This is a genomic window from Streptomyces corynorhini (assembly GCF_003346515.1).
Lineage (GTDB): Bacteria > Actinomycetota > Actinomycetes > Streptomycetales > Streptomycetaceae > Streptomyces > Streptomyces corynorhini.
In genome coordinates this window covers 1-18,878 of sequence record NZ_QQNA01000199.1, presented here as the reverse complement: position 1 = coordinate 18,878, position 18,878 = coordinate 1, and the positions used below count along the sequence as shown (strand labels likewise).

Below are 18,878 nucleotides of genomic sequence, written 5' to 3'. Positions count from 1 at the left end.
AGATCTCCGGTGCCGGGGTGCCTGGGGTGCTGAGGTGTGAGGGCGCTGCGCGCTGGGCGCGTGGGCCGCGCGCGGCCTACTGGAGCGCGCCGTCCTCCTGGGACCGGTTGCTCTCCAGCCGGGCGTCCAGCCTGGCCTTGGCCTGGTCGACCCTGGGGGCGAGCTGCTCGGACATCGCGTCGCGCTGCTTGCGCAGCAGGACGAAGCTGAGCGGCGCCGAGATGATGATGGCGAGCAGCGGCACCCAGACGAAGTTGGAGTTGCCGAGGCCCTTGGGCAGGATGCCGAACTGCACCAGGAGAGCGACGAAGGCGAAGCAGAGGACGAAGATGCCGAAGCGCATCGCCGTGTACCGGATGGTGGCGTTCGTCTTCGCAGCGGTCACGGCGGGCCTTCTCTCTCCCCGGATATGGGTATGTGTGCCCGAACAGTCAAGCACGCCCCGTTCAGTACCGGTTCAGCGGGAGCATCATCATGATGTCGTCGCGGTCGTCCCCCGGGGCGACCCTGATCGCGTCGGGCACGCGCCCGACCTCCTTGTAGCCGCAGCCCGCGTAGAACTCCTCCAGGCCCGTGCCGCCCCGGCAGGTGAGCCGGATCGACTCGATGCCGTCGAAGGACCGGGCGGACTCGGCCGCCGCGGCCAGCAGGTCGCGGCCGTATCCCCGGCCCTGGTGGCGCGGGTGCAGCATGACCGTGTACAGCCAGAGCCAGTGGCGCATCAGCTGATGGGTGTTGAGGAGGAGGAACGCCGTCGCGGCGACGGCGCCCTCCTCGTCGTACCCGACGAGCAGTCGGCAGCGGCCCTCGGCCATCGCCGCGAAGTGCTTGACCAGCTCGGGCCTGATCGCCTCCGCGGTCACCGGCGGTACGAAGCCGACCGCGCCGCCCGCCTCGGTGACCTCCACCCACAGGGCGAGGATGCCGTCGCGCAGGACGCGGTCGACCGGTGGGTCGAGTGTGAAGGTGAGTGCCATCGGACCGGATCCCTCAGACCCGCATCGGCTGGGGGGACTCGCGGCGGTCCGCGTCGGGACCGGGGTACTCGCGGATGATCTCGTACCGCGTGTTGCGCTCGACGGGGCGGAAGCCCGCGTCGCGGATCAGGTCGAGCAGATCGTCACGGCCGAGCTTGTTGGGCGTGCCGTAGTTGTCCGCGTCGTGGGTGATCTTGTACTCGACGACGGAGCCGTCCATGTCGTCCGCGCCGTGCTGCAGCGCGAGCTGGGCGGTCTGGACGCCGTGCATCACCCAGAAGACCTTGACGTGCGGCACGTTGTCGAAGAGCAGCCGGGAGACCGCGAAGGTCTTCAGGGCCTCGGCGCCGGTGGCCATCGTCGTACGGGCCTGGAGGCGGTTGCGGACCTTGCCGTCCTTCATGTCCACGAAGTCGTGCTGGTAGCGCAGCGGGATGAAGACCTGGAAGCCGCCGGTCTCGTCCTGGAGTTCGCGCAGCCGCAGTACGTGGTCCACCCGGTGGCGAGGCTCCTCGATGTGGCCGTACAGCATCGTGGCCGGGGTCTTGAGCCCCTTCTCGTGGGCGAGCCGGTGGATGCGCGACCAGTCCTCCCAGTGGGTGTTGTGGTCCACGATGTGCTGGCGGACCTCCCAGTCGAAGATCTCGGCGCCGCCGCCGGTCAGGGATTCGAGACCGGCGTCGATCAGCTCGTCGAGGATCTCGGAGGCCGAGAGGCCCGAGATCGTCTCGAAGTGGTGGATCTCGGTGGCGGTGAACGCCTTCAGGGAGACCTGCGGCAGGGCCTCCTTGAGCGCGCTGAGCGAGCGCGGGTAGTAGCGCCAGGGCAGCGTGGGGTGCAGGCCGTTGACGATGTGCAGCTCGGTGAGGCTCTCGCCCTCCATCGCCTTGGCGAGGCGGACGGCCTCCTCGATGCGCATCGTGTACGCGTCTTTCTCGCCCGGCTTGCGCTGGAACGAGCAGTAGGCGCAGGACGCCGTGCACACGTTCGTCATGTTGAGGTGACGGTTGACGTTGAAGTGGACCACGTCGCCGTTCTTGCGCGTGCGCACCTCGTGCGCGAGGCCGCCGAGCCAGGCCAGGTCGTCGGACTCGTAGAGGGCGATGCCGTCCTCACGGGTCAGCCGCTCACCGGCCCTGACCTTCTGCTCCAGCTCGCGCTTGCGACCGGCATCCTGGACAGATGCAGTCATCGGGCCGCCTCCCATACGTCTACCAATCGGGCCGTCCGAGCCTACGCCCTCCGACCGACAACGCCCGAGGCGGCCCTCCGGCCCCGAGGGGACCGGGCCGGGATCGGACCGGGACGGACCGGGATCGGACCGGGATCGGACCGGGATCGGACCGGGACCGGACCCGGACCGGGCTCACTCCTCGGGCAGTTCGCCGACCCGGTTCTCCCACTTCGTGGAGAGAACGATGGTGGTACGGGTCCGGGAGACGCCCTTCGTGCCGCTCAGCCGGCCGATCGTCTTCTCCAGGCCGTCCACGTCTCCGGCCCTGACCTTGAGCATGTACGAGTCGTCGCCCGCGATGAACCAGCAGTCCTCGATCTCGCCGAGATCGCGCATCCGGCGGGCGACGTCCTCGTGGTCGGCCGCGTCGGACAGGGAGATGCCGATCAGCGCGGTGACACCGAGGCCGAGCGAGGCCGAGTCGACCGTCGCGCGGTAGCCGGTGATGACACCCGCCGTTTCGAGCCGGTTGATGCGGTCGGTGACACTGGGCCCGGAGAGCCCGACGAGCCGGCCCAGCTCGGCGTAGGAGGCCCTGCCGTTCTCCCTGAGTGCCTGGATGAGCTGCCTGTCCACGGTATCCATGGGTACGAAGCCTTCCATTGTTCAAATATCAAGCGACTATACAATGCCAATCAAAGGCATGGATAGTCAAATACCTGCGAATCAAATACCGTCAGATCGGTGGACCGACCTTAGCGGCCGACGCGGGAACCACCCAGTCCGCCTTCCCAGCGGCGGTAGAGACCGTGCGCCACCCCCGCCGCGTCCAGCACCCGCCCGGCGACGAAGTCCACCAGGTCCTGGATGTGCGTCGCGCCCGCGTAGAACGCCGGGGAGGCGGGCAGCACCACGGCCCCGGCCTCGTCCAGCGCCACCAGGTGCTTGAGCGTCTGCCCGCTGAGCGGGGTCTCCCGTACGGCCACCACCAGCCTGCGGCGCTCCTTGAGGGTCACGCTCGCCGCACGCTGGAGCAGGTCCTTCGAGAGGCCGAGCGCCACCCCCGCCACACACGCCGTCGACGCGGGCACGATCAGCATCCCCCGGACGGGATACGAGCCGGAGGACGGCCCGGCGGCCAGATCGCCGGCGGCCCAGTGCCGTACGTCGTCCAGGCACGGGTCGAAGGTGTCCGGCTTGCCGTCGGCGCCCCGCGCCAGCCAGGTCCGCAGATCGTCGCGCCAGTGCGCGTCGCGGAAGGCGATGCCCGTCTCGTCCAGCAGCGTCAGCCGCGACGCGCGGCTCACCACGAGGTCCACGCTCTGCCCGGCGTCCAGCAGCCCGCGCAGCACGGCGGCGGCGTACGGCGTCCCCGACGCGCCGGAGACCCCGACGACCCAGGGCCGCCGGGACGCTCGCGGGCTCTGCTGGTCTGCGTACGGTCCTGGCTTCACGGATCCGAGCCTATCCGGCGGCCCCGCGCCGGAACCGACAGCGGCCCCCGGACGTTCAGCGGAGAAGAACACGGACCGCTGGCGAGGGGGCCGCTATGCCGTATCCGCGCGTGGATTCCACCCACAGAGGCCGGACCGCACGCATGAAACCCGCGGCGGCCGTGATGGTCGGCTGGGTCGCGCTGCTGTGGATCATCGAGGCGGTCAACGGCTCGACGAGCGCGCTCGCCACCTACGGGCTCAGCCCCCGGGAGTTCGGTGAGCTGCGCGACGTCATTCCGATGGCCTTCCTGCACCACGGCTACGACCACCTCATGTCCAACACCGTGCCGCTGCTGATCCTCGGCTTCCTCGCCGCCCTGACCGGCCTGCGCCGCTTCGCCGCCGTCGTCCTCACCATCATGGTCGTCGGCGGCCTCGGCGTCTGGATCACCGCCGCCGACGGCACGGTGACGGCGGGCGCCTCGGGCGTCGTCTTCGGCCTGCTCGGCTATCTGCTGGTGCGCGGCTTCGTCGACCGCAACGCGGTGGACATCGTGACGGGGCTGCTGGTGCTCGTGTTCTACGGCTCCGCGCTGTGGGGCGTGCTGCCGACCAACTCGGCGGTGAGCTGGCAGGGCCACCTCTTCGGGCTGATCGGCGGGGTGATGGCGGCGTTCATGTACCGCCGCGAACCCCCGCTGAACGAACGCATAACGGGCCGCGTCTGATCCGTCGGCCCCTGGTGCGGTCGGGCCCGCACCGGCGGGCCCGCGCGGTCACACCGTCAGACCACGAGCCACCAGGTCGAGGAGGGCACACACGAAGAGGGCAATGCCGATGAACCCGTTGACGGAGAAGAACGCCCGGTTGAGCCGTGACAGGTCGTGCGGCTTCACGATGGTGTGCTCGTAGAGGAAGGCTCCGCCGACGATCGCCAGCCCGGCCCAGAAGAACGCCCCGGCGTCCGTGGCCAGCGCGTACCAGACCAGCAGCGCCGAGGTGACGGCATGGGCGCCGCGCGCCCCGTACAGCGCGGCCGGGATGCCGAAGCGGGCCGGTACGGACTTCACCCCGTGCGCGCGGTCCGCCTGGACGTCCTGGCAGGCGAAGATCAGGTCGAAGCCGCCGATCCAGACGCCGACCGCCAGCCCGAGGATCACCGCGTCCCACGACCAGCTCCCGGTCACCGCGAGCCAGGCGCCGATGGGCCCCATGGCCTGGGCGATGCCCAGGATGGCGTGCGGGAAGTCCGTGAACCTCTTCCCGTACGGGTAGACCACCATCGGGATCACGGCGACCGGCGCCAGCGCCAGGCAGAGCGGGTTGAGCGCGGCGGCGGCGCCGAGGAAGACGACGAGGGCGATGAGCGCGCCGGTCCAGGCCGACCGCACCGACACCGCGCCCGTCACCAGCTCACGGCCCGCGGTACGCGGGTTACGGGCGTCGATCTCGCGGTCGATGATCCGGTTGCAGGCCATCGCGAACGTACGCAGGCCGACCATCGCGACCGTCACCAGCAGCAGCCGGCCCCACAGGACGGACCCCTCGGTGCGGAACATCGCGGTGAGCGCGGCGATGTAGGCGAACGGCAGGGCGAAGACCGAGTGCTCGATCATCACCAGCCGCAGAAAACCCCTGGTCCTGCTCGGTGGTTGCGGCAGTGCCGCGGCGGCGCTGGTCACAGCCCGTACTCCCTCCACCGGCGGTCGACCTTCGCCGCCGTCTCCGGGTCGGACTCGACCATCTCCGGCCAGCCCCCGTCCCGGGTGTACCCCTCCTCGGGCAGCTTGCGCGTCGCGTCGATGCCCGCCTTCCCGCCCCAGAACTGCTGGTAGGAGGAGTGGTCGAGATGGTCGACCGGCCCCTCCACGACGGTGAGGTCGCGCGCGTAGTCGGTGTTGCCGAGCGCCCGCCAGGACACCTCGTGCAGATCGTGGACGTCGCAGTCCGCGTCGACGACCACGATCAGCTTGGTCAGCGACATCATGTGCGCGCCCCAGATCGCGTGCATCACCTTCTGCGCGTGCTTGGGGTACTTCTTGTCGATCGAGACGATCGCACAGTTGTGGAAGCCACCGGACTCGGGCAGGTGGTAGTCCACGATGTCCGGCACGATGATCTTCAGCAGCGGCAGGAAGAACCGTTCCGTCGCCCGTCCCAGCGGCCCGTCCTCGGTCGGCGGCCTGCCGACCACGATCGACTGGAGCAGCGGGCGCTTGCGCGTCGTCACACAGTCGACGGTGAGCGCCGGGAACTCCTCCTGCGGCGTGTAGAAGCCCGTGTGGTCCCCGAACGGGCCCTCGGGCAGCGTCTTCCCCGGCTCCAGCCAGCCCTCGATAACGACCTCGGCGTTGGCCGGGACCTGGAGCGGCACGGTCTTGCAGTCGACCATCTCGATGCGCCGGCCCTGCACGAAGCCCGCGAAGAGGTACTCGTCGATGTCGCCGGGCAGCGGCGCGGTGGACGCGTACGTCACGGCGGGCGGGCAGCCGAACGCGATCGCGACGGGCAGCCGCTCGCCGCGCCTGGCGGCCACCTGGTAGTGGTTCGCGCTGTCCTTGTGGATCTGCCAGTGCATTCCGATGGTGCGCCGGTCGTGGCGCTGGAGCCGGTAGAGGCCGAGGTTGCGGATGCCCGTCTCGGGGTGCTTGGTGTGCGTCAGCCCCAGGTTGAAGAACGAGCCGCCGTCCTCCGGCCAGGTGAAGAGCGCCGGCAGCTGGTCGAGGTCCACGTCGTCGCCCGTGAGGACGGTCTCCTGGACCGGCGCGTCCTTGATCTTCTTCGGCGGTACATGCGCCATGGAGCCGAGCTTGCCGAACGCCTCGCGCACCCCGATGAAGCCCTGCGGCAGTTCGGGCCGCAGCAGCCCGCCGATCTTGTCGCTGATGTCGCTGTACGCCTTCAGCCCGAGCGCCTTGAGCAGGCGGCGGTCCGTGCCGTACACGTTCATCGCCAGGGGCATCGAGGAGCCCCGTACGTTCTCGAAGAGCAGCGCGGGCCCGCCGGCCTTGTTCACCCGGTCGACGATCTCCCCGACCTCCAGGTACGGGTCGACTTCGGCCTTGATGCGCTTGAGGTCGCCGTCGCGCTCCAGCGCCCGGAGGAGCGAGCGAAGATCGTCGTAAGCCATGCGCTCCAGTGTGTCATCCTCCCCCGCGCGATCTTCCGGGGGCGCCGCGGTGGCGCGCGGCGGACATCGTCGGCTCCTACGGGTCAATGTCCTGGCGCCCACTCGTTACTCTTGACGTATCAGGGGGGCCGTTACCCGGTCTCGATCTCCATGCGCAGGGGGGACCTCCATGCTTCGGGTGCTGATGTTTCTGGTGCCGCTGGCTCTCAGCATCTACGCCTTCATCGACTGCATCACCACCGATGAGAAGGAGATCCGTTTTCTCCCGAAACCCATCTGGGCGATCCTGGTGCTGCTCTTCCCGCTCGTCGGTTCCGTCTCCTGGCTGATCGTGGGCCGGGACCGTACCGTGCCGACGCGCCGGGGCGGCTGGATCGCGCCGGACGACAACCCGGAATTCCTCAAGTCGCTCAAGGAGGAGAAGGGCGGCAAGGAGGAGACCGAGGAGAGCGCCGCCGACTCCTCGCAGCTGGAGCGGTGGGAAGCGGATCTGCGTCGGCGCGAGGAGGAGATCGAGCGCCGCGAGAAGGGCAAGGGCGGCGCGGACGACACCCCGCCGAAGCCCTGAAGGAAGGTCTCCGCGGGCTGGAGACCGTACAGACGAAGGAAGGCGCCCCCGCCGTGTTTCTGTGGCGGGGGCGCCTTCCCGTTCCCGTAGAAGTCCGTACGGTCGGACGCCCGCGTGTGGTGGAACACCCGCGTACGGTCGGACGCCCGCGTACGGTCAGACGCCCGCGTACGGTCAGACGCCCGCGTACGGTCAGACGCCCGCGTACGAGTGCTTGCCGGTCACGAAGATGTTCACGCCGTAGTAGTTGAACAGCCAGCAGCCGAAGGCGATCAGCGCCAGATAGGCGGCCTTGCGGCCCTTCCACCCGGCGGTGGCGCGGGCGTGCAGATAGGCGGCGTACGCGACCCAGGTGATGAAGGACCAGACCTCCTTGGGGTCCCAGCCCCAGTAGCGGCCCCAGGCGTCGCCCGCCCAGATCGCGCCCGCGATGATGGTGAAGGTCCACAGCGGGAAGACGGCCGCGTTGACGCGGTAGCCGAACTTGTCGAGCGTCGCGGAGGCGGGCAGCCGCTCCATGACGGAGGTGGCAAAGGCGCCCGGCTTGAGACCGGCGGCGACCTTCGACTCGTACCGCTCGCGGAAGAGGTAGAGGACCGTGGCGGCGGCGCCGACGTAGAACACGGCGCCGCAGAAGATCGCGGTGGAGACGTGGATCCACAGCCAGTACGAGTGGAGCGCGGGGACGAGCTGGTCGCTGTCGGTGTAGAGGACCGTGACGGCGAGGCCGAGGTCGAGCAGGACCGTGGTGACCAGCGGCAGGCCGAGCCAGCGGACGTTCTTCTTCATCAGGAGGAACGCGAGATAGACGCTCACGGCCACCGTGGAGAAGGTGATGTTGAACTCGTACATGTTGCCCCACGGCGCCCGCTCCACGGACAGCGCGCGGGCGACCACACCCGCGGCCTCGATGGCCCAGGCGAGGACGGTGAGGGAGATGGCGATCCGGCCGTACAGATCGCCCTGTTCGTCGCCGCCGGCCGCGCCGGGGCCGTCCGGGATGTCGCGGGTGCCGGGCGCCGAGCGGGTGATGATCTTCGGCCGTTCCAGGACGGCCGTACCGCCCTTGCGTTCCTTCTCCGTCTCGGCCTTCGCGGGGCTCGCGGCGGCGGACCGGGGGGCGGCGGTGAGCGCGGCGGCGGTTCTGGCGGTCTTGGAACGGCTGCCCAACAGCCACTCGGCGATATGCGCGAAGAAGGCCAGCATGTACACGGCCATCGACGAATAGATCAGCACATTACTGGTGTGCGCCAGGCTCTCATTGGCTGCGGCGGCGAGATTCACTTCTCGGCCCCTCCGGCATTCTCTTCTGTGGAATCAGGCGCGGTGGGCGCCTCTGAATTGAGGGTGTAGGCCAGATCGGCCAGTTCCTCGGGGAGCTTCGCGGACTCGCTGCGGCCGAGTCCGGCCATCTCCACGACGGTGACGCCGTCGGCGCCCCGTACCGTACGGACCCAGATCCGGCGGCGCTGGATGAAGAGGGACCCGGCGAGACCGACGATGGCGGCGATCGCGCCGGTGAGCGCCCATCCGTCACCCGGCTGGTGCGAGATCTGGAAGGTGGCCCACTCCTTGACGTCCTTCTCGAAGGTGATGGAGCCCGCGCCGTCCGGCAGCGTGAGCTTGTCGCCCGGCAGCAGGGTCTTCTTCAGGACGTCGCCGTCGGCGTCCTTGAACGCCTTCATCTTGCGGGTGTTGAGCTGGTACACGTTCTGCGGCAACCCGGCGTCGACCCCCAGGTCGCCGTGGTACGCGCCGACGTTGAGCACCGGGAAGTCGAGGGCGGGGAACCGGGAGAACATCTTGGTGGCGCCGCCCTCGCCGCCGCCGTAGGTCGGCACGAAGAAGGCGGCGAAGCCGAGCTGCTCCTTCTTGCCGCTCTTGTCGCGGTAGCCGTCCATCACCTTGATGGCGCCCGTGGAGGAGACATTGCTGTCGATGGGCAGCAGCGGGACGGCGCCCTGGAACACCACCTCGCCCCGGCCGTCCCTGACGGTGACGACGGGGGCGTAGCCGTGGCCGATCAGATAGACCTTCGAGCCGTCGACCACGAGCGGCTTGTTGACCTCGACGGCCGCCTTCTTCTCCGCGCCGCCGGGTCCCTCGGTGTAGTGGACGTCGGCCCGGTAGACGCGCGGCGTGCCCAGCTGCGGCCCGCTGCGCTCGTACGTCCCGGTGAACTTGTCCAGGCCGAAGCTGAACGGCGCGAGGTTGTCCGTGTCGAAGAGCGAGCCGGACTTGAAGTCGTCGTACTGGGTGAGGGTGTTGGAGAAGCCGTCGCCCTCGACGATCAGCTTGCCGCCCTCGGACTTGAACAGCTGTCCCGCGGCGAAGGCGACGAGCAGCACGATCAGCGAGATGTGGAAGGCCAGGTTCCCCGCCTCGCGGAGATAGCCCTTCTCGGCGGCGACGGCGTCACCGACGGTGTGGGCGCGGTAGCGGCGCTTCCTGAGCATCGCGAGCGCGGCCGCGCGGGCGGCCTCGGGCTCCGCCGTCGTGCGCCAGGTGGTGTACGCGGGCAGCCGGGTGAGCCGTTTGGGCGCGCCCGGCGGCCGGCCGCGCAGCTGGCCGACGAACTGCCAGGTACGGGGAACGATGCAGCCGATCAGGGAGACGAACAGCAGGATGTAGATCGCGGAGAACCACACCGAGCTGTAGACCTGGAAGAGCTGGAGCTTGTCGTAGATCGGGGCGAGCGTCTGATGCTGGTCCTTGAAGTCCTGCACCTTCAGCTCGTCCACGCTGAGCTGCGGGATCAGGGAGCCGGGGATGGCGCCGAGGGAGAGCAGGAAGAGCAGGATCAGCGCCACCCGCATGGAGGTGAGCTGCCGCCAGAACCAGCGGATCCAGCCGACGACGCCGAGGACGGGGCCGCCGATGGCGGTCCCTTCGCGTTCCTCGCGCTCCTCGCGGGGGGCGGTGGAGAGCCGGGAACCGGCGTCGCCGAGTTCGCGGGTGTCCTGCGCGTCGGGGGACTCGGGGGCGTCGGGCTCGGCGCCCGTGTCCGTGCCCGGATCCACGCCCGTACCCGTGCCCGCGCCCGCGCCCGTATCCGTGCCCGGACCCGTATCCGTATCCGTGCCCGTGCCCGTGCCCGCGCCCGCGCCCGCCGCTGTGCCGTCGTGCCCGGTGCCGCTCGTCGAAGCCTTGCTCATGGAACTAGATCCCTACCGTGAAGCCGTTCGACCAGGTCTGCATCTGCTGCACGATGCCGTCCCACGCGCCGGTGAGCAGCAGCAGGCCGGTCGCGATCATCATTCCGCCGCCGATCCGCATGACCCAGGTGTAGTGGCGCTTGACCCAGCCGAAGGCGCCCAGGGCCTTGCGGAACGCCACCGCGGCGAGCACGAACGGCAGGCCGAGGCCGAGGCAGTACGCGACCATCAGTATCGCCCCGCGACCGGCGTCCGCCTCGCTGAGCGCGAGGGTGTTGACGGAGGTGAGAGTGGGCCCGAGGCAGGGCGTCCAGCCCACCCCGAACATCACCCCGAGGAGGGGGGCGCCCGCGAGGCCGCCGACCGGGCGCTGGTGGAAGCGGAATTCGCGCTGGGTGAGCCAGGGGATGAGCCCCATGAAGAACAGGCCCATGAGGATCATCAGCGCGCCGAGCACCTTGGAGATGGTCCCCTGGTACCCCTGGAGGGTCGCGCCGAAGTAGCCGAAGAGCGCGCCGCCCGACACGAAGACCGCCGTGAAACCGGCCACGAAGAGCGTGGCGCCCGCGACCATCCGGCCGCGTCGGGCGTCGGCGAGATCGGTGCCGCTGACGCCGGTGACGTACGAGAGGTAGCCCGGTACGAGCGGCAGGACGCACGGCGAGAAGAACGAGACGAGCCCGCCCAGTACCGCGATCGGGAGCGCGAGCGCGAGCGCTCCGCTGTAGACCGTCTGGTTCACGCGGGACGCCCCGGGCGAACGAGGGGCCGCGGGGACCGTGCGTACCGCATCACTTCTCCGCGATCAGCGGGTCGATCATCTTGCGCAGCTTCTCCTCGTTGAGCGCCATCAACGAGCGGGCCGCGATCTTGCCCTGCCGGTCGAGCACGATCGTGGAGGGGATCGACTGCGGGTTGAGGCTGCCCTTGGGGAAGCCGTTCACAATCAGCTTGCCCGTCGGGTCGTACAGGCTCGGGTACTCGACTCCGTAGTCCTTCTCGAAGGCGAGCGCCGGGCCCTTGTTGGGGTCCCGGGTGTTGATCCCGACGAAGGCCACGCCCTTCGACTCGGTCTCCTTGGCGACCTTGGCGAAGTGCGGGGCCTCGGCGCGGCAGGGCGGGCACCACGATCCCCAGACGTTCAGCACGACGACCTTGCCCTTGAGGTCGGCCACGTCGAGCTGGTCGCCTTCGAGGGTCTCGCCCGCGATCTCGTTGACGGGGCGGCGGTCGCCGAGCGCGGCGGTGGAGATGCCGCCCGCGTTCGTCACGAAGTTGGTGTCGCCGCCGCCCCCGGACTTACCGCCGCTCGTGCACGCCGAGAGTGCCAGCGCCGCGATGACGGCCGTGGCCGACAGGATGGCGCGAGGACGGCGGCCGGGGCGGCGTCGGGGGGCGCGACCTGAGTTCATGTGAAAAGTTTCGCATGGGCGTTTCGTGGATCTTGCGCACCCCCCTGATCCTGCCGGAGGAGCCGGAGCGCCCCTGGCCGGGCCACGCTCGGACCAGGGGCCAGTCAGGCTCGGACCAGGGGTCAGCCACGCGCGGACCAGGGGTCAGTCAGGCTCGGGCCACGGGTCAGTCAGGCGGCTTCGGCGGTCAGGCCGCCTTGAAGAAGGAGTTCCAGCCGCCGTCGGGCGACTGCCCGGGGCTCAGGGTGCGGAGCTTCTCGATGACGGCGGGGTCCTGGGCGTCGAGCCAGTCGGTGAACTGGCGGAACGACACCAGCCGTACGTCCTTCTTCCCGGCGATCTTCTTCAGCGCCTCCTCGACGGCGTCCATGTAGATCCCGCCGTTCCACTGCTCGAAGTGGTTGCCGATGAAGAACGGCGCGCGGTTCGACTCGTAGGCCCGGTCGAAACCGGCCAGGTACGCCCCGGCGGCCTGCTCGCGCCACTCGGCGTACCGCGAGGTCATGCCGTTGGTGGAGTTCTTCGACTGGTTGGCGAGCATGTTGTAGTCCATGGAGAGGACTTCGAAGCCGTGGCCGGGGAAGGGCACCGCCTGGAGCGGGAAGTCCCAGACGCCGTTCAGCTTGGACGGCCAGATCTGGGTGCCGCCGGGCGAGCTGGCGTCGTAGCGCCAGCCGAGCTTCTTCGCCGTCGGCAGCAGGTTCTCCTGGCCGAGCAGGCAGGGCGTACGGCCGCCGATGAGTTCCTTGCGGTAGTCGAAGGGCAGCGGGTCGAGATCGGTCCAGCCCGTGTTCGTACGCCACTCCGTGACGAAGGACATGGCCTGGTCGATCTCGCTCTGCCACTGGGCCGGTGTCCAGCTGCCGACCGTGCCGGAGCCGCCGCAGAAGTGCCCGTTGAAGTGGGTGCCGATCTCGTGGCCGTCCAGCCATGCCTGCCGGACGTTCTTGAGGGTGTCCTTGATGTGCTCGTCGGTGAGGTAGCCGATGTCGGACGCGCCGACGGGGTTGTTGGGCGGGCGGTAGAGGGTCTTCTTCGACTCCGGCAGGAGGTAGAGGCCGGAGAGGAAGAAGGTCATCGCCGCGTCGTGGTCCTTGGCGAGTTCCAGGAAGCGCGGGAAGAGGCCGTTGCCGACCTCGCCCGCCCCGTCCCAGGAGAAGATCACGAACTGCGGCGGTGTCTCACCCGGCTCCAGCCGGACCGGCGCGGACGGCTGCCGCGGCTGCTTCCCGGTGTCGGAGGTGGAACCGTCACCGATGAGGCGGGCGTCCTTGGCCTTGGGACTCGCGCCGTCCGTCGGGCTTCCGCCGCCCTTGGCCGCGCCCGGCTGACCTTGCTTGCTCTCCCCGGTGGAGCAGGCGGCGAGTCCGAACGCCGCCGCCGCTCCGATTCCCGCTCCGAGCAGACCCCTTCGGCTGATGTCGCGCATACCGTTCCTTCGCGCTCGCTTTCATGTAGCCGCTCATACAAGTCTTACAAGCGGCAATGCATGAGATGAGGCAGCGAACGCGGAGGTTCCAGTATTAGTCACACTTTTGCTGATGTAACGACAGTCGTGACAAAACTCATCACTATGTGACAGGAATGATCGCGAGGGTTGGTTGACCTGCCGGTGCGATGACCGACTGTCATGCCCTCGTCACGATGGAGGGTACGCCGGGACCGCGGCGCGGCCCGCGGCGGGGGTCAGGTCTCGGGCCCGCGGCCGGGGCCACGGCTCGGGCCATGGCGCTGCCCACGACCGGGGGTCACGGCTCGGGCCATGGCGCTGCCCACGGCCGGGGGTCACGGCGCGGTCCACGGCCGGGGTCAGGCCCCGAACGCCTTCGCCCCGCCCTTCACGGGCCGCGCGCCCGGCAGCAGATGGGCGGGCACCAGGTCGCGGGCCGGCTCCGAGTAGCCGACGGAGACGATCTTGTTGCCCCGGTAGGTGAAGCTGGTCAGGGACGCGAGCGAGCACTGCCGCCGCCTCGGGTCGTGCCACAGCCGACGCCGCTCTACGAAGCTGCGCACGATCCAGATCGGCAACTGGTGGCTGACGCAGACCGCCTCGTGCCCCCGGGCGGCGTCGCGGGCGGCGGTCAGCGCGCCCATCATCCGTACGACCTGGTCGACGTACGGCTCGCCCCAGGACGGCCGGAACGGGTTGGTGAGGTACTTCCAGTTGGCGGGGCGGCGCAGCGCGCCGTCACCGACGCCGAACGTCTTGCCCTCGAAGACGTTCGCGGCCTCGATCAGCCGGTCGTCGGTGTCGAGGGTCAGCCCGTGCGTCTTGGCGACGGGGGCCGCCGTCTCCTGGGCGCGCTCCAGCGGGGAGGCGACGACATGGGTGATGTCGCGGCCCGCGAGGTGCTCGGCGACCCGGTCGGCCATCCGTACGCCCAGCTCGGAGAGGTGGAAGTCGGGGCGCCTGCCGTACAGCACCCCGTCGGGGTTGTGCACCTCGCCGTGGCGCATCAGGTGGACGACGGTGATCTCACTCTGGGCGCTCTGGGCGCTGCTGGCACTCATGCGGCGTTCTCCGGCTCGGTGGCTTGGGCCGCCGCGCGGGCGGCGGCGGGCAGGGCGGCGGCGATCCGCTCGACCGCGCGCTCGTCGTGCGCGGTGGAGACGAACCAGGACTCGAAGGACGACGGCGGCAGATAGACGCCGTCGGCGAGCATCGAGTGGAAGAAGGGGGTGAAGCGGAACGACTCCTGCTTCTTGGCGTCGTCGTAGTCGCGTACCTCGTCGGCCGTGAAGAAGACGGAGAACATGTTGCTCGCCGTCTGCACGCGGTGCGCCACGCCCTCCTTGGCGAGCGCCTCCGTCACCAGCCCCTGGATCTCGCTCGACACCGCGTCGACCTTGGCGTACGCCGCGTCGTCGAGCAGCCGCAGCTGCGCGAGACCGGCGGCGGTCGCGACCGGGTTCCCGGAGAGCGTGCCGGCCTGGTAGACGGGGCCCACCGGCGCGAGCCGGCCCATGACGTCGGCGCGCCCGCCGAACGCGGCGGCCGGGAAGCCGCCCCCCATCACCTTGCCGAAGGTCATCAGGTCGGGCTCGACGCCGTCGACCCCGTACCAGCCGGCCTTCGAGGTACGGAAGCCGGTCATCACCTCGTCGGAGATGTAGAGCGCGCCGTCGGCCGCGCAGATCTCCTTGAGCCCGGCGTTGAACCCGTCCCGGGGCGGCACGACGCCCATGTTGCCGGGCGACGCCTCGGTGATCACGCACGCGATCTCGCCCGGGTTCGCGGCGAAGGCCGCGCGTACCGCGTCGAGGTCGTTGTACGGCAGGACGATGGTGTCGCCCGCCTGGGCGCCGGTCACCCCGGGGGTGTCGGGCAGCCCGAACGTCGCGACCCCGGAGCCCGCGGCGGCGAGCAGGGCGTCGACGTGGCCGTGGTAGCAGCCCGCGAACTTCACGATCTTGGCCCGCCCGGTGAATCCGCGCGCCAGCCGGATCGCGGACATGGTCGCCTCCGTACCGGACGACACGAGCCGCACCTGGTCGAGTGGCGCGATCCGCGCCACCATCTCCTCGGCGAGCGCGACCTCCCCCTCACCCGGCGTACCGAAGGACGTACCGCGGGCGACCGCGGCCTGGACCGCCTCGATCACTTCCGGGCGGGAATGACCGAGAATCATCGGACCCCACGAACAGACGAGGTCGACATATTCGCGACCGTCCGCATCGATGAGGTATGGACCGTTACCGGACACCATGAACCGGGGCGTACCACCCACCGCGTTGAAGGCGCGGACGGGAGAGTTCACGCCGCCGGGCGTCACGAGGGCCGCACGGTCAAAGAGTGTCTGCGAAACTGGGGCGTCATAGGGGAAGCTCACGCAATCCATGGTGTCAGAGCCTCGGACGTATCTGCGGACTGGTGTTTCACCGGACGTTCGTGGGGGAGGTCACTGTCACGATGATCGGGTTGCGCGGCCAGGGCTGCGAGTGGTCGGGTGGAGATATGCATCGCGGTGGCGGAGTGGGCGAGGGGACCGACGACCTGGGTCCGGAGCCTGCCCGGGGAAAGCACCGGCGCCGCGAGCACCGGGACCGCGAGGCGCGCGACGCCCGCGAGACACGCGGCGCGGGAGACAGGCGTGCACCGGACGAGAAGCGTGGACCGGGCCGGGCCGGCGACTCCCGCGCAGCCGATGAGCAACAACTTCCGGGCATGCAGCTCCCGGGAATCAGGAGTGGTGGCCGGGTGGGGGTGACCTACAAGTACTTCGGCGCGCCCAACGGAGCCACGGCCGCCCGTGTCCCCATCTCGATGCGCCCGGAGGAACTGGGCGGCGACGAGCTGGGGATGGGCGGGATGTTCTCCAAGATCAAGCCCGAGACGATAGCCGCGATGGTCCTGACAGGCATACAGGGCATGCCCCTGAACAAGGTCCCCCCGCTCGAACTCGTCGTCCTCCACCCGGACTACGCGGTGGTCCGCCTCCCGATGACGGTGGTGGACCCCCTGCGCGACCTGAGCGAGGAATCGGTCGGCGCGGCGGCCTTCATCTGGTCGACGGTCCCGGACAGGGGCGGCCCGAAGGACGCGTACAACGTGTACCAACTGCTGCACGAATGGCAGGACTTCAGCCACCGGCTGCACGAGGCGGGGCATCAGCCTTACTGTCTGGTGTGGCCCTGAGCTGGGGTTTCACTGGCGGTGGGCGGGGTCTTCGGGCCTCGCCCTTCTCCGTGCCGCGCGGGCGGGCGTGGCCGGGGGTCTTACGGAGTGGTGACGTGCCCGGCTCGGCTCGGTTTCGTGGCGGGTGCCGGGCCTAGCGTGGGCGTATGCGTGTACTGGTCACCGGCGGTGCCGGGTTCATCGGGTCCCATGTCGTCGACGCGCTGCGCGAGCGCGGGCACGATCCGCTCGTGTACGACATCCGGCGGGATCCCCACGCCGACGTCCGCTATCCCGCCGCGGTGGCCGAGGCGCTCGTCGGGGTGGACGCCGTGTGCCATCAGGCGGCGATGGTCGGCCTCGGCGACGGGGTCGCCGACGCGGCGGAGTACGTCTCCCGCAACGACCTCGGTACCGCCGTGCTGCTCGCCGCCATGGCGGAGGCCGGTGTGCGTCGGCTCGTCCTGGCCGGGTCGATGGTGGTGTACGGCGAGGGGCGGTACGCGTGCGCCCTGCACGGCGTGGTGCGGCCGGGGCCGCGTGCGCCCGGCGATCTGGACGGGGGCCGGTTCGAGCCGCGGTGCCCGGTGTGTGGCGACGCTCTCCTCGCCGGTCTGGTCGGCGAGGACGCCCCCGCCGATCCGCGAAACGTGTACGCCGCCACCAAGCTCGCCCAGGAACACCTGAGCGCCGCGTGGGCCCGTTGCACGGGCGGGTCGGCGGTGTCGCTGCGCTACCACAACGTGTACGGGCCCCGGATGCCCCGCGACACCCCGTACGCGGGCGTGGCCTCCTTCTTCCGCTCCGCGCTGGCCCGGGGCGAGGCTCCGCGCGTCTTCGAGGACGGGCGGCAGCGGCGGGACTTCGTGCACGTACGGGACGTGGCGGCGGCCAACGTCGTCGCCCTGGAGGCGCCTTCGCCGCCGGGGGCGCTGACGGCGTACAACACGGGCAGCGGAGAACCGCACACCGTCGGCGAGATGGCCCGGTCCCTGGCCGTCGCGTGCGGCGGGCCCGATCCCGTCGTCACCGGCGAGTACCGGCTCGGCGACGTACGGCACATCACCGCCGACTCCTCGCGGCTCAGGGCCGATCTGGGCTGGCGGCCTGAGACCGGCTTCCACGAGGGCATGCGGGAGTTCGCGACGGCCGGGCCCGCGAGCGAGTGAGCCGCCGGCCCGATGCTCCGACCGGCTGCCGGACGGTCAGAGCGTCACGGGCAGGGTGACCTCGAAGCGGCAGCCGCCGGGGATGTTGCGTACGGTCGCCCGCCCCTGGTGCGCCTCCACGATCCCCCGCACGATGGCCAGGCCGAGCCCCGCGCCTGCCGGGGGCGTACGGGCGTCGGTGCCGCGCCAGCCGGTGTCGAAGACGCGGGGCAGCTCCTCCTCCGGGATGCCGCCGCAGCCGTCCGTGACCGACAGCACCACCGCGCCACCGTCAGCGCGTTCGGCGGCCACGGCGACCGTGCCGTCCGCCGGGGTGCGCCGGATGGCGTTGATCAGGAGATTGCCCAGCACACGGCTCATCTCCTTGCCGTCCACCTCCACCGGTACGGGCTCCACCCGGCCGCCCACCAGCCTGACCCCGTGCTCCCGCGCGAGCGGGTCGGCTCCCGCCAGCGCGTCACCGACCAGGTCGTACAGCGAGATACGGGAGGGCGCCAGCGGCAGGGTACCGGCGTGGATGCGGGAGAGTTCGAAGAGATCGCCGACCATCGCGTTGAGGCGTTCGACCTCGGTGCGGATCTGTTTGAGGTAGCGGTCGGGGTCGGCGGCGACACCGTCCTCCAGCGCTTCCGACATGGCACGCAGACCGGCCAGCGGAGTGCGCAGGTCGTGCGAGATCCACGCCACGAGTTCCCGCCGAGAGGTCTCCAACGCCCGTTCGCGCTCCCGGGATTCGGCGAGCCTGGCGCTGGTGGCCGCCAGCTCACGGCTGACCGCCCGCAGCTCGGCGGTGGCCGGGGTGTCCGGGACCGCGAACCCGCCGTCTCCGAACGAGCGTGCCGCGACGGCCAGTTCGCGGCTGCGCGCGACCACCCAGCGGCCGAGCAGCAGGGCAGTGGCCAGCGAGACGACGGCGGCCATGGCGACGACGGTCGTCACCACCGACAGGTCGTGGGGCGAGAGGAACATCGCCCACGCCACGGCCAGCGTCCCCGCGAGCATGGCCAGCACCCCCACCGCCGCCACGACGGCGAGCGAGGCGGTGAGCGACCGGCGGCGGATCAGCCGCAGCACGACCGCTCCGGCCAGTCCCGTGACAGTGGCACCCGCGAAGGCGTAAAGGGCGATGAGGAGGGTGTCGCGCATGTCAGCCCACCGGCCCGTTCTCCGAGCCGGTGGGCCGGGCGATCCCCGAGCCGGTGGGCTGGGCGATCCCCGAGCCGGGGGCCTCGTTGTCCTCCG

The 18,878-nt window shown here is 70.3% G+C and carries 19 protein-coding genes; 4 read left to right on the top strand and 15 right to left on the bottom strand.

The window, feature by feature from the left end:
- Positions 1-76: 76 nt before the first annotated feature.
- From DVH02_RS23620 to DVH02_RS23600, 5 genes are all read right to left on the bottom strand, one after another.
- Positions 77-385 (bottom strand): DUF4229 domain-containing protein, encoded by a 309-nt coding sequence (locus tag DVH02_RS23620; RefSeq protein ID WP_233518420.1) that lies wholly within the window; start codon positions 383-385, stop codon positions 77-79.
- A gap of 61 nt (positions 386-446) precedes the next feature.
- Positions 447-977, bottom strand: coding sequence for a GNAT family N-acetyltransferase (locus tag DVH02_RS23615; protein ID WP_114625840.1), 531 nt, complete (start codon positions 975-977; stop codon positions 447-449).
- Between the two features lie 13 nt (positions 978-990).
- A complete protein-coding gene (gene mqnE, locus DVH02_RS23610) occupies positions 991-2,169 on the bottom strand; it encodes an aminofutalosine synthase MqnE (protein ID WP_407697671.1) in 1,179 nt (392 codons plus the stop codon).
- Between the two features lie 174 nt (positions 2,170-2,343).
- Positions 2,344-2,796 carry an Lrp/AsnC family transcriptional regulator gene (locus DVH02_RS23605; RefSeq protein WP_114625838.1) on the bottom strand — a complete coding sequence of 151 codons (453 nt, stop codon included), beginning with the start codon at positions 2,794-2,796 and terminating at the stop codon, positions 2,344-2,346.
- 110 nt (positions 2,797-2,906) lie between these two features.
- Complete coding sequence (locus DVH02_RS23600) at positions 2,907-3,605, bottom strand: UbiX family flavin prenyltransferase (protein ID WP_114625837.1); 699 nt, start codon at positions 3,603-3,605, stop codon at positions 2,907-2,909.
- 143 nt (positions 3,606-3,748) lie between these two features.
- Between DVH02_RS23600 and DVH02_RS23595 the strand changes: the two genes are divergently transcribed.
- A complete protein-coding gene (locus DVH02_RS23595; RefSeq protein WP_233518419.1) occupies positions 3,749-4,315 on the top strand; it encodes a rhomboid family intramembrane serine protease in 567 nt (188 codons plus the stop codon).
- Positions 4,316-4,363: 48 nt separating this feature from the next.
- Here DVH02_RS23595 and mqnP read toward each other — a convergent pair whose 3' ends face one another.
- Entirely contained in the window at positions 4,364-5,269 is a 906-nt protein-coding gene (gene mqnP, locus DVH02_RS23590; protein WP_114625835.1) for a menaquinone biosynthesis prenyltransferase MqnP, read from the bottom strand.
- Positions 5,266-6,717 carry a menaquinone biosynthesis decarboxylase gene (locus DVH02_RS23585; RefSeq protein ID WP_114625834.1) on the bottom strand — a complete coding sequence of 484 codons (1,452 nt, stop codon included), beginning with the start codon at positions 6,715-6,717 and terminating at the stop codon, positions 5,266-5,268. Before DVH02_RS23585 ends, mqnP begins: the two co-directional genes overlap by 4 nt.
- Positions 6,718-6,886: 169 nt before the next feature.
- Here DVH02_RS23585 and DVH02_RS23580 point away from each other — a divergent pair, with 169 nt between their 5' ends.
- The gene (locus tag DVH02_RS23580) at positions 6,887-7,285 is read left to right on the top strand and encodes a PLD nuclease N-terminal domain-containing protein (RefSeq protein WP_114625833.1); all 399 of its coding nucleotides are present in this window, start codon (positions 6,887-6,889) and stop codon (positions 7,283-7,285) included.
- Between the two features lie 192 nt (positions 7,286-7,477).
- Here DVH02_RS23580 and ccsB read toward each other — a convergent pair whose 3' ends face one another.
- The 7 genes from ccsB to hemL all read right to left on the bottom strand — a co-directional run bounded on the left by ccsB (position 7,478) and on the right by hemL (position 15,691).
- Entirely contained in the window at positions 7,478-8,569 is a 1,092-nt protein-coding gene (gene ccsB / locus DVH02_RS23575) for a c-type cytochrome biogenesis protein CcsB (protein WP_114625832.1), read from the bottom strand.
- A complete protein-coding gene (gene resB, locus DVH02_RS23570; RefSeq protein ID WP_114625831.1) occupies positions 8,566-10,440 on the bottom strand; it encodes a cytochrome c biogenesis protein ResB in 1,875 nt (624 codons plus the stop codon). The genes ccsB and resB overlap by 4 nt, the downstream gene beginning before the upstream one ends.
- Positions 10,441-10,444: 4 nt before the next feature.
- Positions 10,445-11,182 carry a cytochrome c biogenesis CcdA family protein gene (locus tag DVH02_RS23565; RefSeq protein WP_114625830.1) on the bottom strand — a complete coding sequence of 246 codons (738 nt, stop codon included), beginning with the start codon at positions 11,180-11,182 and terminating at the stop codon, positions 10,445-10,447.
- Positions 11,183-11,231: 49 nt separating this feature from the next.
- Entirely contained in the window at positions 11,232-11,852 is a 621-nt protein-coding gene (locus DVH02_RS23560; RefSeq protein ID WP_114625829.1) for a TlpA family protein disulfide reductase, read from the bottom strand.
- A 187-nt stretch (positions 11,853-12,039) separates the two neighbouring features.
- Positions 12,040-13,281 (bottom strand): polysaccharide deacetylase family protein, encoded by a 1,242-nt coding sequence (locus tag DVH02_RS23555; RefSeq protein WP_114625828.1) that lies wholly within the window; start codon positions 13,279-13,281, stop codon positions 12,040-12,042.
- 380 nt (positions 13,282-13,661) lie between these two features.
- Positions 13,662-14,363, bottom strand: coding sequence for a histidine phosphatase family protein (locus DVH02_RS23550; protein ID WP_114625827.1), 702 nt, complete (start codon positions 14,361-14,363; stop codon positions 13,662-13,664).
- A complete protein-coding gene (gene hemL / locus DVH02_RS23545; RefSeq protein WP_114625826.1) occupies positions 14,360-15,691 on the bottom strand; it encodes a glutamate-1-semialdehyde 2,1-aminomutase in 1,332 nt (443 codons plus the stop codon). Before hemL ends, DVH02_RS23550 begins: the two co-directional genes overlap by 4 nt.
- A 116-nt stretch (positions 15,692-15,807) precedes the next feature.
- Between hemL and DVH02_RS23540 the strand changes: the two genes are divergently transcribed.
- A complete protein-coding gene (locus DVH02_RS23540) occupies positions 15,808-16,488 on the top strand; it encodes a hypothetical protein (RefSeq protein ID WP_114625825.1) in 681 nt (226 codons plus the stop codon).
- Between the two features lie 146 nt (positions 16,489-16,634).
- Positions 16,635-17,636 (top strand): NAD-dependent epimerase/dehydratase family protein, encoded by a 1,002-nt coding sequence (locus DVH02_RS23535; RefSeq protein WP_114625824.1) that lies wholly within the window; start codon positions 16,635-16,637, stop codon positions 17,634-17,636.
- 36 nt (positions 17,637-17,672) lie between these two features.
- Here the strand turns inward: DVH02_RS23535 and DVH02_RS23530 are convergent, their stop codons facing one another.
- Positions 17,673-18,782 carry a sensor histidine kinase gene (locus DVH02_RS23530; protein ID WP_114625823.1) on the bottom strand — a complete coding sequence of 370 codons (1,110 nt, stop codon included), beginning with the start codon at positions 18,780-18,782 and terminating at the stop codon, positions 17,673-17,675.
- Between the last annotated feature and the right edge of the window lie 96 nt (positions 18,783-18,878).

Bases quoted from the DNA above. Each gene is read 5' to 3' on its own strand.
- DVH02_RS23535 (WP_114625824.1), top strand. From the start codon at position 16,635: ATGCGTGTACTGGTCACCGGCGGTGCCGGGTTCATCGGGTCCCATGTC.
- DVH02_RS23530 (WP_114625823.1), bottom strand. From the start codon at position 18,782: ATGCGCGACACCCTCCTCATCGCCCTTTACGCCTTCGCGGGTGCCACT.
- DVH02_RS23585 (WP_114625834.1), bottom strand. From the start codon at position 6,717: ATGGCTTACGACGATCTTCGCTCGCTCCTCCGGGCGCTGGAGCGCGAC.
- DVH02_RS23595 (WP_233518419.1), top strand. From the start codon at position 3,749: ATGAAACCCGCGGCGGCCGTGATGGTCGGCTGGGTCGCGCTGCTGTGG.
- DVH02_RS23615 (WP_114625840.1), bottom strand. From the start codon at position 977: ATGGCACTCACCTTCACACTCGACCCACCGGTCGACCGCGTCCTGCGC.
- DVH02_RS23555 (WP_114625828.1), bottom strand. From the start codon at position 13,281: ATGCGCGACATCAGCCGAAGGGGTCTGCTCGGAGCGGGAATCGGAGCG.
- hemL (WP_114625826.1), bottom strand. From the start codon at position 15,691: ATGGATTGCGTGAGCTTCCCCTATGACGCCCCAGTTTCGCAGACACTC.
- DVH02_RS23580 (WP_114625833.1), top strand. From the start codon at position 6,887: ATGCTTCGGGTGCTGATGTTTCTGGTGCCGCTGGCTCTCAGCATCTAC.
- DVH02_RS23550 (WP_114625827.1), bottom strand. From the start codon at position 14,363: ATGAGTGCCAGCAGCGCCCAGAGCGCCCAGAGTGAGATCACCGTCGTC.
- mqnE (WP_407697671.1), bottom strand. From the start codon at position 2,169: ATGACTGCATCTGTCCAGGATGCCGGTCGCAAGCGCGAGCTGGAGCAG.
- DVH02_RS23560 (WP_114625829.1), bottom strand. From the start codon at position 11,852: ATGAACTCAGGTCGCGCCCCCCGACGCCGCCCCGGCCGCCGTCCTCGC.
- DVH02_RS23540 (WP_114625825.1), top strand. From the start codon at position 15,808: ATGCATCGCGGTGGCGGAGTGGGCGAGGGGACCGACGACCTGGGTCCG.
- resB (WP_114625831.1), bottom strand. From the start codon at position 10,440: ATGAGCAAGGCTTCGACGAGCGGCACCGGGCACGACGGCACAGCGGCG.
- DVH02_RS23605 (WP_114625838.1), bottom strand. From the start codon at position 2,796: ATGGATACCGTGGACAGGCAGCTCATCCAGGCACTCAGGGAGAACGGC.